Origin of the sequence: Chryseobacterium gwangjuense (assembly GCF_021311115.1) — a bacterium.
Classification (GTDB): Bacteria; Bacteroidota; Bacteroidia; order Flavobacteriales; family Weeksellaceae; genus Chryseobacterium; species Chryseobacterium gwangjuense.
Window position 1 is genome coordinate 142,936 of record NZ_JAJTNP010000005.1, and the last position, 12,598, is coordinate 155,533.

The window sequence follows — 12,598 nt, forward strand, 5'->3', positions numbered from 1 at the left end:
TTTATTTTGTAATTCAGAAATTTCAATAATAAATATGAAACAAAAAGTATCGATTTTATTCCTATTCGCTTTTGTATCATCCGTTTGGGCTCAAAAAACATCCATTGAATGGAATGGTTCTAAAATCCAAGATTTCGGTGAAACAAAACTGAATCTCCCAAATTTTAAAAATGAGGGGTTTTCATTTAGCCAAAATAATATTTTTATATCAACTAAACAAAAAATAGGGGAAAGAGATTTAAAAGTTTCAAAATTGAACTGGGAGACCGTTTCAAATAAGGAATTGTACGAGATTAGTAAGGATCTTCTTCCCAACCATGATATTGCGGATATCAGCTATTATTACTCTGAAGGAGAAAGATATGCAAGTATTTATGTGGGCTTATTCAAAAAAGTGAATGGAAAAGTATTAAGACTTTCTTCATTTGACGTTAATGAAACGACAATAAGTGCTAAAAACGTAGCTTCCAAAGTAGGAACTACGGTAAACCCTCTTTCCACAGGAACTTTTTATAAAATAAAAGTTGATAAATCCGGTATTTTTAAAATTACTTCTCAGTTTTTAAAAGATAATGGAATTAATCCGGGTTCTGTAAACCCTAAGAACTTTAGAGTTTACGGAAACGGAGGAATCATGCTTCCTGAACATAACCAGGACGTAAAATATAGTGCATTACAGGAAAACGCAATTCAGGTAGTAGGAGAAGACGACGGAGTATGGAATGATAATGATTATGCCATTTTTTATGCTCAAGGACCTAACGGATACAACCTTTACGATCCTGCCAACGGAAACGGATTTAAAAGACATGAGACAAGAAATAACACAAGTAATAACGTAAAAAATATTTACGAAGATTATTCTTATTATTTCATCACCTTTGATAAAGGAGCAGGAAAAAGAGTTCAATCTGTGGATGCCAATCTTCCGACCACTCCTCTTGTGACAAGATATGACAGTTACCAGGTCGTTAACAATGATCAAAAAAACCTTTTAAAAGTAGGAAGAATCTGGACGGAGGACACTCCTTTTACCAATGATAAAACCGTAACATTCACTACAAATTCACCAATACAAGGTGGAGATGTGATACAGTATAAGACTCAGGTAATAGGATTTAAATCCCAGCAGAATTCTGTTGAATTTAACATCAATAACCAAAACCCTACAACAGGTTCTGTTCCTGCTAACTTACCGACTTATGCCTTTGATTATTTTCCTTTAAAATATGAAGGAACTCTCACTAATTTGCAGGGCAATCAGATCACCCTTACTTGTAAACCCAATATCAGCGTAAATCCTAACGGAGCATTTTATTTTGATTATTTGGAAGTACAATATAAAGAGAACTTAAGCTTTAATGGTTCACAGATGAACTTTAGAGATTTCTCTTTCGTAAGTGGAAGTAATACTTCTTATGGTTTCAGTATCAATAATGCTTCAAACATAGAACAGGTTTGGGATGTTACTGATATTACCAACGCCAATAGAAGAGTAAATAAAGCTACAGGAAGTGCTTCATTTAACTTCGGATATATTGCTTCAGATCTGAATTTCAACAACGAATTCGTGGCCTTCAGAGCAGACGCAGCGTATTCTCCGCAATTTGTAGAGAGAATTGGAAACCAAAATTTATCCGGTTTACAGAATGTAGATTATCTTATCATTACGACTCCTGAAATGATGGGACAGGCTCAGAGACTAGCTAATTACCATCAGACAAAAAATAGTTTTAATGTACAAATCGTAGATATCAGTAAGATTTACAATGAATTCGGAAGCGGAAGCAGAGATCTTACGGCGGTCAGAGACTTCGTTACCAAACTTAATACTCCATTGGGAAGTTTAAAATATGTTTTCATATTAGGAGATACATCTTTTGACTATAAAAACAGAATTTCAAATAATTCTAATGTCGTTTCAAGTTATCAGAGTGAAGATTCTCAGGATTTTATAAGCTCATTTGTAACGGATGACTATATTGTGATGACAAGTCCACAACCTGCATCCAATACATTTATTTACAACAATTTACCTGACCTTCCGGTAGGTAGAATTCCGGCTGCTAATGTAACAGAGGCTACCAATATGATGGATAAAACATTGGCGTATTACAACTCATTATCCGGACAGTCAACACCTTTCGGAGAATGGAAAATGAAGCTTGATTTTGTAGTAGATGATGACAATGACGGAGGTATTCCTTTTCATACGGTAATGAATAGTACATTAGCGAGTACATTTGAAACAGGAACTCTTCTTAAAGAATATAATGTAAGAAAACTCTATTTAGATGCATTCCAGGCTCAGAGTACTGCGGGAGGACAGCGTTTTCCACAAGTAAACCAAGCGATCTCTAATGATATTGGAAACAGCTTATATCTTTTCTATTTCGGACATGGTGGAATAAACGGTTGGGCACAAGAAAGAGTGTTAACTTCCGATGAAGTACAAAACGCCAATAATTTCTCCAATGTATACAGCAGGTTTCCATTTGTATCTACCATCACTTGCGAATTTACACTTTGGGATGAACCCGGTACTTTCTCAGTAGGTGAGCAATTTATCAAACTAAAACAAGGAGGTGCTGCTGCAATGATTACTTCCAGCCGTGCTGTAGGGGTAGATTACGGAATACAGTTTACGAATCTTTATACTCAGGAAATGTTTAAACTTACCAATGATGATTTTGTCTCTGCCGGTAATGCTCATTTAAATGCAAAAAAACTGAAACCCGGAGATTCAAACCATTTAAAGGTAAACTTTTTGGGAGATCCTGCGATGAAATTAAGCAGACCTCAAAGATTATTAGTAGTAGACAATATTGAAACTCCTGTTCCGGGATTGATAAGAGGACTGGATTTTGTGAAGATAAAAGGGCACATCAATAATCCAAATGGTACTACCAATACCAACTTCAACGGAAGAGTTGTTATCAATATTTTTGATAAAAGACTTAATAAATCTACTTTAAATAATGACGGAGGATTAACTCCTGTTTTAAACTATACTGAAGAAGGAAGCGCGATCGTAAAAGCTTCGGGAATGGCTGTAAATGGTGTATTTACCATCGAATTTTATGTTCCGAAAGACATTAATTATGCAGTAGGTACAGGAAGATTATTGGGTTATGCAGACAATAAAGCATCTGATGTATTCAACAATCAGGCAGTACAGGTGGGTGACATCAATCCTAACGGAATCAACGATAGTGAGCCGCCAAAAGTAAAATTATACATGAACAATACCAACTTTGCAGATGGCGGTATCACAGATCAAAATCCGATGTTGCTTGCTTGTGTTACAGATGATACAGGAATTAATTCTACAGGTTCTGGTATTGGTCACGATATTACCGTATATTTAGACGGTCAAATTATCAATACCGTTGTATTAAATGATTTTTATTCTTCAGGAGAAGGAAACGGATGTTTAAGTCCAAGTTTGGCAGATTATCAAAAAGGGAATGTATCATATCCTTTCAGAAATTTGGCAATAGGACAACATCAATTAACATTTAAAGTTTGGGATATAAACAATAATTCGACAACTGCTACGTTAAATTTTGAAGTTAAGGATGAAGCCGATCAGCATTTGATTATCAACAGACCATTGAACTGGCCGAATCCGTTTACCAATAAAACATACGTTCAATTTGAACATAATTGTGATGATATTTTAGATGTAAATGTTCAAATTTATACCATAACAGGGAAATTAGTAAGAACTTTATCCCAGGCAGTTGTTGCAGAACCCTTCCTACAGGGCTTTAGAACGCCACGTCAGGCAATAGAATGGGACGGAAAAGACGATTTTGGGGATACAGTAGCAAAAGGTACGTATATTTTTAAGATATTTGCAAAAAGCCAAAATCAAGAAAAATGTAAAGGAAGTGCTACAGCTGTAGAAAAAATGGTACTTTTGAAATAATTTTGAGATAACAAAAACAATAATATTAATAAAAAACTGATAATATATTAAAAGACAACATATGAATTTAACTACTAAACTGCTATTAGGGATTGGTTTAAGTGCTGGTTTTTTAGGCTATTCACAAGACCTGAGTAAGGTGAATCCGGTTTTAACAGGAGCACCTTTTCTAAGAATTGCACCAGACGCAAGAGCCGGAGGTATGGGAGATCAAGGGGTTGCTACCTCTCCTGATGCATTTTCTCAATTTTGGAATGCCGCAAAATATCCTTTTAGCAGAACAAGTTCTTCCTTTGGTATAAACTACACACCATATATGGGAAAACTTACGAATGATGTTTTCCTTCTTTATGCAGCTTTTCACAAATTTTTAGGACAAGAAGAAAGATCTACAATCTCTGCGAGTATTTATTACTTCAATATGGGACAAGTAGACCTTACCTCTTTTGTAGATAACCAGGTACAGTCTAACGGGGTTTCAAAACCTAACGAATTCTCTATTGACGTTGCCTATGCTCTAAAACTTTCTGATTCTTTCTCTGGAGCTGTTACCGGTAGATTTATCCGTTCAGACTTAGCCGGAGGATTCAACACCGATACGACTTTAAAGCCTGCTAACTCTTTTGCAGTTGATATTTCTGCATACTATACATCTCCTAAATTTTCGAGCTTCGGAGGTATGGATGGGAAATTGAATGGAGGTTTGTCTATCCAAAACGTAGGTCCTAAATTAGACTATACAGGTAATGAAGAATCAAGATCTTATCTTCCAACAATGGCAAGATTAGGTTTTGGTTATGATATGTACCTTGATGACATGAATAAAGTAGGTCTTAGCGTAGAAGGTTCGAAAATTTTGGTTCCGGGTTCTGAATTTGTAGGAATGGATCCAAACACAAGACAGCCGATTTACCAAGTACCAAACGTAGGTCCTATCGCTGGAATTGGAAAATCATTCAAAAACAAAAACTCTATCATGTATAGCGGTGCATTAGAATATTCTTATGACAACGCTTTCGCAGTGAGAACAGGTTATTTCCATGAAAGTGAAGAGCAAGGAGCAAGACAATATGCTACTGCGGGTATCGGATTGAAATACCGTTCTTTCGGACTTGATGTATCTTACTTAATCAATATGTCTAAAATTAATACAGCATTGGACAACACGCTTCGTTTCGGGTTAACTTGGAACATTGGAGAAGAAACATCGAATGTAGATTATTAAATAAACATAATATAAAAGTCTAAAAAAGTCTCATTTTTATGAGGCTTTTTTGTTTTTCAATAATTATTTTTGTAGTATGAACTATTCATCGGAGCTCAAAAAATTTGTCACCAGCCAATATGTGTATTCTGCAATCAGAATTACGCTGGCGACTGTTTTACCCTGTTTAGTTCTTGCCCATTTCGGAATCTTAAAAGAATACTTCTTGTTTCCTTTGGGAACAAGTTTTGTGGCTTTAACAGATCAACCGGGTCCTTTTATCCGTAGGAGAAATGCTTTGGCATTTGCCATTATCTGCTTTATTTTCGTTGCTCTCATTGCCAGTTTGGTCATGAAAATCAAAATCTTAGTTTTCGCAGAAATCATTGTCTTCGGGATATTTTTTTCTTTAATTGGGGTTTACGGACAAAGATTAGCGGCAGTAGGTTCACTGTCTTTGGTTGTGCTCGCTATTTTTATTGACGGACATCTTACAGGAGCCGACATTCTTAAAAGCTTACTGATTTTCGCTTCAGGCTGTATCTGGTTTTTATTGATATTTTTAATTGTAACCACTATTCAGCCGTATAAACTGGCAAGCCAGATGATCGGGGAAAATTATCTTCAGTTAGCTGAATTCCTAAAGATAAAAGCCAATTACTATCAAAAAAATCCGGATTTTGATAAACTTGCCAAACAAGTTATTGCCAAACAGATTGAAATCAAAAATCTGCAGGAAGAAACCCGCGAGACTGTATTCAAAACCAGAACGATTGTCAACGAATCTACCACAACCAGCCGTTTGCTAATGTTGATGTTTCTGAATTCTATGGATCTTCACGAAAAGCTGATGACTTCCGAAAGTGATTACCAAAAACTCCAACAAAGTTTTGAAGGCAGTACGATCTTGGTCAACATTCATGATTATCTTAATCTGCTTGCTGAAGAAATTACCAATATCGGGATCGCTCTTCAGATTGGAACCAGAGCAAAATCTCTGTTTGATCTGGAGCTTGAATTAGAAAAATTAAATCACCTTTATTTTGATTTAAGAAACGAACGAATATCTCCGGATAATTTTGAAAATTTCATGATCCTGCGTCAAATTTTAATACGCATCAATGAAATTACAAAAGAAATCAACGAAATATATAAAGTCTTTTCTCAAAACGTAAAATTGGCCAAAAGTCTTTCCACGGGATTAGACCTTAGAAAATTTATGCCGAATGAAGAAAAGCTTAATATTAAAGTCTTAAAAAATAATATTTCCTTTTCTTCCTTACATTTTCGTCATGCCTTAAGAATTACGATTGCCCTGTTATTGGGATATTCTTTCTCGCTTTTTCAATTGTTGGGAATTGGTCATACGTATTGGATTTTAATTACCATTGTTGCGATTCTGAAACCCGCCTACTCTATCACCAAACAAAGAAACCTGCTCCGTTTGTACGGAACGATAGCAGGAGCTGTAATTGCTTATGGAATCCTGCATTATGTACATATTAATCAGGTTTTGTTTACGATTCTCCTTTTAAGCATGGTAATGTGTTTTAGCTTTTTGAAAGGAAGATATTTTTGGGCAGTTTTGTTTATGACGATTTATGTTTTCTTAAGCTTTAATTTTTTAAGTCCCGGAAATGTAGATGTTATTTTTAAAGACAGGATTGTAGATACGATCGTTGCCGGCGTTATAGCTTCTCTGGTTTCCTATATTGTTCTTCCTGTTTGGGAGCATACGCAGAATCTTGAATTAATGAAAAAGTCTGCACACTGCAATTTCCTTTACTTTCAAAGTGTGATTTCTAAATTTTTAGAAGAAGATTTCGATATTGAGGATTATAAAATGAAACGTAAAAATGCAATCATTTCATTAGCTAATCTTTCCGACAGTTTCCAGAGAATGATTTCTGAACCTAAAAACCAGCAGAAAAAACTGGAAGTGGTTCATCAGTTTGTGGCAACTTCACATTTGATTACGGCCTACACCGCTTCTCTCTCCCAATATGTAAAAAATGATGAAAAATATCCTGAAATAGATTCAGAAGGATGGGGTAAAAAAATAGAAGCAGAACTTCAACTGGTATCCAATCTTTTGAATGGAGACAAAATCAGTGAGTCTTTAAAAATGGAAAGCCGTATTGAACCTGAAGATTCTTCTTTCGATGATTTAATCTTAAAAAGAAAAACCGAATTGGCAGATCATGAAGCCAAAAATTACAGAGATCCCAATAAAATTTCACACTTAACTGAGCTGAAAAACGTTCACGATATTTTAGAACTGATTTATGATGTCGCGAAAGAACAAAGAAAAGTGATTGAAAACTACAGAAATGAATCGAAAAATGAGGCTGCTTCTGAAGCTATTCCTCAACAATCGTAAAACAATATTCATCAAAAAATTCTACTCTGGCTTTTAGCTCGTCAGAAATTTGATCATCATGCACCCTGCATTGTATGTGATGAAGATGCTTTAATTCAAACGGACGTACTTCATAATGTTTTTTCAACGACCAATGTTTGGAATGGTGAATTTTATACATGCTTTCTTTTACACTCCAGATAATGGTATAATACGTAACTTCATTATCAAAAGGAATAAACCCACGTTCGTTTTCATAGGTGAATTTATCGATTACCCTTAAAATTTTAGGATTAAATTTTTCAAGGTCGATCCCAATTTTATTTTTAGAAATGGCAATAGCAGCAAAAGGGAACGAATGAGTAATAGAAATTTCCGCATCTTTCGGTGAAAGAAAAGGCTCTCTGTCTTTGTATAAAATTTTAGAATTGGGTTTCAACCCTTTTAACAGTTTTCTCACCATTAATACTTCCAACAATTTTTTCGGATGATAATCTTTTACTTTTTCAGCATTTTCAGGCTCTAAAAGATCATTAAGATTCAATTCTTCAGTTTCATCATATTTCCAAACAAGAATTGTAGCAGTGTCATCAGAAAAATCGCGATAAAGAGGCATTCTTTTTTTCTATAAAAATAATGAAAAGAAATTATATCGAATCAGAAGATGAAAAACGAGAGCGTTGAAACGACTTAAAAATCATCTTAAGGTCATTTATAATTTAAATAACATTCTTCATTCAACATCCAGTCCTACTTCTTTTTAATATTTTTTCCATCTCCCAAACAAGCCGTTTTTATATCTAAATTATATGTTGTAATTTTGCATTTCGTTATAAACCGAATTAAAAATTATTCATCAGATATGAGTACGACAACACAATACGTTCCTTATAAAGTAAAGGATATTTCCCTGGCAGAATGGGGAAGAAAAGAAATTACCCTTGCAGAAGCTGAAATGCCTGGTTTGATGGCTATTCGTGAAGAATACGGACCGTCTCAACCTCTAAAAGGTGCTAGAATTGCAGGATGTCTTCACATGACAATCCAAACTGCAGTTTTAATTGAAACTTTGGTTGCTCTTGGAGCTGAAGTTACTTGGTCTTCTTGTAATATCTTCTCTACTCAGGATCACGCTGCTGCTGCTATTGCTGCTGCAGGAATTCCTGTTTATGCATGGAAAGGTCTTAATGAAGAAGAATTCGACTGGTGTATTGAACAGACTTTATTCTTTGGTGAAGACAGAAAACCATTGAATATGATCTTGGATGACGGTGGAGATTTAACAAACATGGTTTTTGATAAATACCCTGAATTCACAAAAGATATCAAAGGACTTTCTGAAGAAACTACAACTGGAGTTCACAGATTGTACGAAAGAATGAAGAACGGAACTTTGGTAATGCCTGCAATCAACGTAAACGATTCAGTAACTAAATCTAAATTCGACAACAAATACGGATGTAAAGAATCTGCAGTAGATGCTGTAAGAAGAGCTACAGACGTAATGTTGGCTGGAAAAAGAGTGGTAGTTTGCGGATACGGAGACGTAGGTAAAGGTACTGCTGCTTCTTTCAGAGGAGCGGGTTCTATCGTTACAGTAACTGAAATTGATCCAATCTGTGCTTTACAGGCTGCAATGGACGGTTATGAAGTAAAAAAATTAGATACTGTAGTGGATAACGCAGATATCATCATTACTACAACTGGTAACTTTAACATCGTAAGAGGAGAGCATTTCCTTAAAATGAAAGATAAAGCTATCGTTTGTAACATCGGTCACTTCGATAACGAAATCGATATGGCTTGGCTAAACCAAAACTATGGTGCTACAAAATCTGAAGTTAAACCTCAGGTAGACATCTATACGATCGAAGGTAAAGAAGTAATCATTCTTGCTGAAGGTAGATTGGTAAACTTAGGATGTGCTACAGGTCACCCATCTTTCGTAATGTCAAACTCTTTCTCTAACCAGACTTTGGCCCAAATCGAACTTTGGAACAACTCTGCAGCTTACGGAAACGAAGTGTATATGTTACCAAAACATTTGGATGAAAAAGTAGCTGCTCTTCACCTTAAGAAATTAAGCGTAGAATTGGAAACTCTTTCTCCTGAACAAGCTGAATATATCGGTGTAGATGTGAAAGGACCATTCAAACCTGAATATTACAGATACTAGTATTTTTTAATATTATTATAATAAAAAAGCTCTTCAATTTTTTGAAGGGCTTTTTTAATTTTTCCAAGGATTTAAATATGAAATATTTATTAAAAAATAATATATTTGGTTCCACTAAAAAGAAAACATAAAATTTAATGAAAAAACAAGGAGTATCGAATGCATTTGTTGCCGCATCGTGGATTGCTTTAGGAGCAGGAATGATTGGCTTTATCGTAGGCTTAGCTAGAGCAGAAATGCAACTTAATGAAAAAGGGTATTATTTTACCATCTTATTATACGGTTTATTTGCCGTAGTTTCTCTCCAGAAAGCTGTTCGTGACAGATTAGAAAACATTAAAGTAACCGATATTTACTACGGTATCTGCTGGTTTGCCACTTTATCATCAATTGTTTTGCTGGCCATCGGATTATGGAATGCCACCATCTTACCAAGTGAAAAAGGATTCTATGGATTCGCTTTTTTATTGGCTCTTTTTGGAGCAATTGCCGTCCAGAAAAATACAAGAGATAATATGGCTCAGGAATAAAATAAAACAAGACTCTCCAAGATTTGGAGAGTTTTTTATTTTAATGACCTTAAATTATCAATTCAAAAAGACAAAATTCATTTTTACAGCAAAATAATTAAAAACTTGTCAATTTTATTATTTTGAGTATCTTTATTTCACAAAATATTGATATGTTTAAAAAACTTCTACCTTTTTATCTTTTCATCTTTTTATTTCAATTAAGTAAAGCTCAAAATGAGTTTATCACGATCTGGAAACCTAATATGAGCTCAGTTCCGGTTGTTAACCCCCTTCTTCCGCTTGCAGGTCAGAACCAAATATGGTTTCCCGGAATTGGAGATAATTATACCATCAGCTGGGAAGAGGTCGGTTATCCCCAACATACGGGAGTCCTTACCAATGTCACCTCTACCGACCGTGTTCTCATCGATTTTGGAACACCACTAAATCCTTCTCTCCCCAATGCAACATTCAAGGTAAAAGCTTCTAATGGGAATGGAATTTTCAAACAGATAAAATTCGCGAATACTACTGTAACTTCATCAGTAATTATAGATTATATAGGTATACAAACTTTAGGAAGTGCAGACAAAATTGTAGAAATTGCACAATGGGGAAACATCCATTGGCAGTCTATGAACAGTGCTTTTGCCCAATGTATGTATTTACAGCTTACCGCCACCGATACTCCCGATCTTTCCGGAGTTCAGGATGCTTCTATCATGTTTCATAATGCCTATAATTTTGCAGGAAATCCAAGCATGGCAACCTGGAATACTTCAAATATTCAAAATTTTAAATATATGTTCGGATATCTTAGTTCACCTCTGGGATATACATTGAATGATACCTTTAACCCTCCCATCGGTAATTGGAATATGTCTTCTGCACAGGATATCAGCTATATGTTTATGAGAAGAAAAATGTTTAATCAAAATGTAAACAGCTGGAATACTTCCAACGTCACCAATATGTCCTATACATTTGCAGAATGTATGGCATTCAACCAGCCTCTCAACAATTGGAATACATCCAGTGTAACCAATATGACTTTCATGCTTCATTATCTTCCTAATTTTAATCAGCCTCTCGATCAATGGGACACTTCCAATGTGACCAACATGAGCCATCTATTTCATGGATGTGCAGCATTTAACCAACCTATTAATAGCTGGGATACGAGTAAAGTAACGGATACTAATACGATGTTCTCAAGCGCAGCCAGTTTTGACCAAACCTTACAAGATTGGGATTTAAATGCTCTTATTTCTGCAAACAATATGTTTTTAAATTCGGGACTCAAATGTGCCAACTACAGTTACACTCTTGCAGGATGGGCAGATAATCCGGTTACCGCTAACAATATTGATTTGGGATATTTGGTACCCTTAAAATATTCAACCGGAGTTACCTCTAAAAGAAATATTTTGCTCGGAAAAGGATGGACTATCGCTGGAGATTTAGCAGTAGAATGCGAAATACTTGGTCTTCACGATACCCATTTAGCAAACAATAACGCTGAGATCTATCCAAACCCCGCAGAAAATATTATTCATCTGAAAAATATTTTTAATGCAAAGAATTATGTTATCTCAGATGCGAGCGGAAGAATCATTGTGAAAGATGTTCTATCAAGTGACTTTATCAGTGTTCAGAATCTTACACCTGGAAATTATATTTTAAGTATCACAACCCGCGACAAAATACATACTTTTAAGTTTATCAAAAAGTAATAAAAAAGCCTCATCTTTCGATGAGGCTTTTATTTATTATATACATTAATGATTACAAATCGTAGTGATTAGGATGCATCGCTTTAATATCATCCACAGTTCCCAATACTTTATCTTTTAAAGAATCCTGATATTTCTGAAGATTTTTCGCAACATTTTCATCAGAAGTTCCCAAAATTTTCACTGCTAAAATTCCCGCATTCAAAGCCCCGTTCAAAGCAACAGTAGCTACCGGAATTCCACCCGGCATTTGAAGAATCGACAAAACAGAATCCCATCCGTCAATAGAATTGCTCGACAAAATAGGGACACCAATTACAGGTAATGTTGTACAGCTTGCTACCATTCCCGGCAAATGTGCTGCTCCTCCTGCTCCTGCAATAATCACTTTCAGTCCTCTTTCTTTTGCTGTTTTTGCATATTCAAACATTCTTTCCGGAGTTCTGTGAGCCGAAACTACCGTTAATTCATACGGAATATCTAAACTTTTTAAGAAATTTGCAGCTTGTTCCATAATTGGTAAGTCGCTTTGACTCCCCATAATAATTCCTACCATCTTCAATTTTATTAGATGTTCAAAGATAAAGAATTAATGACTTTAAATGCAAAAAAGCAAAATCCAAATTCTGTTCCCTAAAAAACAATACCAACTGTACCCATCCTATTGGCTCCAAAATAAATAT

At 35.2% G+C, this 12,598-nt stretch carries 8 protein-coding genes; 6 read left to right on the plus strand and 2 right to left on the minus strand.

Translation table 11 applies throughout. The annotated features are described in order from the left end of the window. Positions 1-34: 34 nt before the first annotated feature. The 3 genes from porU (at position 35) to LV842_RS11245 (ending at position 7,515) form a co-directional block, all read left to right on the plus strand. Entirely contained in the window at positions 35-3,931 is a 3,897-nt protein-coding gene (gene porU / locus LV842_RS11235) for a type IX secretion system sortase PorU (protein ID WP_233111553.1), read from the plus strand. A 61-nt stretch (positions 3,932-3,992) separates the two neighbouring features. Continuing rightward, positions 3,993-5,156 (plus strand): type IX secretion system outer membrane channel protein PorV, encoded by a 1,164-nt coding sequence (porV, locus tag LV842_RS11240; protein ID WP_233111554.1) that lies wholly within the window; start codon positions 3,993-3,995, stop codon positions 5,154-5,156. 76 nt (positions 5,157-5,232) lie between these two features. Continuing rightward, entirely contained in the window at positions 5,233-7,515 is a 2,283-nt protein-coding gene (locus LV842_RS11245) for an FUSC family protein (RefSeq protein ID WP_233111555.1), read from the plus strand. On the opposite strand, the gene LV842_RS11250 is transcribed toward LV842_RS11245, so the two are convergent. Then, a complete protein-coding gene (locus tag LV842_RS11250; RefSeq protein ID WP_233111556.1) occupies positions 7,496-8,110 on the minus strand; it encodes a 4'-phosphopantetheinyl transferase family protein in 615 nt (204 codons plus the stop codon). The genes LV842_RS11245 and LV842_RS11250 overlap by 20 nt on opposite strands. A gap of 246 nt (positions 8,111-8,356) precedes the next feature. On the opposite strand from LV842_RS11250, the gene ahcY reads away from it, so the two are divergent. The 3 genes from ahcY (at position 8,357) to LV842_RS11265 (ending at position 11,915) form a co-directional block, all read left to right on the plus strand. Next, positions 8,357-9,670: an adenosylhomocysteinase gene (gene ahcY / locus LV842_RS11255; protein WP_233111557.1), complete on the plus strand. Its 1,314-nt coding sequence runs from the start codon at positions 8,357-8,359 to the stop codon at positions 9,668-9,670. 137 nt (positions 9,671-9,807) lie between these two features. Beyond that, on the plus strand, positions 9,808-10,200 hold the full coding sequence (gene yiaA, locus LV842_RS11260) for an inner membrane protein YiaA (protein WP_233111558.1): 393 nt from the start codon (positions 9,808-9,810) through the stop codon (positions 10,198-10,200). Positions 10,201-10,352: 152 nt separating this feature from the next. Continuing rightward, complete coding sequence (locus LV842_RS11265; protein ID WP_233111559.1) at positions 10,353-11,915, plus strand: BspA family leucine-rich repeat surface protein; 1,563 nt, start codon at positions 10,353-10,355, stop codon at positions 11,913-11,915. 52 nt (positions 11,916-11,967) lie between these two features. Here the strand turns inward: LV842_RS11265 and purE are convergent, their stop codons facing one another. Next, a complete protein-coding gene (gene purE / locus LV842_RS11270) occupies positions 11,968-12,471 on the minus strand; it encodes a 5-(carboxyamino)imidazole ribonucleotide mutase (protein WP_233111560.1) in 504 nt (167 codons plus the stop codon). Between the last annotated feature and the right edge of the window lie 127 nt (positions 12,472-12,598).

Excerpts from the sequence above, each read along its gene's own strand:
- porU (WP_233111553.1), top strand. The coding sequence starts at position 35 with ATGAAACAAAAAGTATCGATTTTATTCCTATTCGCTTTTGTATCATCC.
- porV (WP_233111554.1), top strand. The coding sequence starts at position 3,993 with ATGAATTTAACTACTAAACTGCTATTAGGGATTGGTTTAAGTGCTGGT.
- LV842_RS11245 (WP_233111555.1), top strand. The coding sequence starts at position 5,233 with ATGAACTATTCATCGGAGCTCAAAAAATTTGTCACCAGCCAATATGTG.
- LV842_RS11250 (WP_233111556.1), bottom strand. The coding sequence starts at position 8,110 with ATGCCTCTTTATCGCGATTTTTCTGATGACACTGCTACAATTCTTGTT.
- ahcY (WP_233111557.1), top strand. The coding sequence starts at position 8,357 with ATGAGTACGACAACACAATACGTTCCTTATAAAGTAAAGGATATTTCC.
- yiaA (WP_233111558.1), top strand. The coding sequence starts at position 9,808 with ATGAAAAAACAAGGAGTATCGAATGCATTTGTTGCCGCATCGTGGATT.
- LV842_RS11265 (WP_233111559.1), top strand. The coding sequence starts at position 10,353 with ATGTTTAAAAAACTTCTACCTTTTTATCTTTTCATCTTTTTATTTCAA.
- purE (WP_233111560.1), bottom strand. The coding sequence starts at position 12,471 with ATGGTAGGAATTATTATGGGGAGTCAAAGCGACTTACCAATTATGGAA.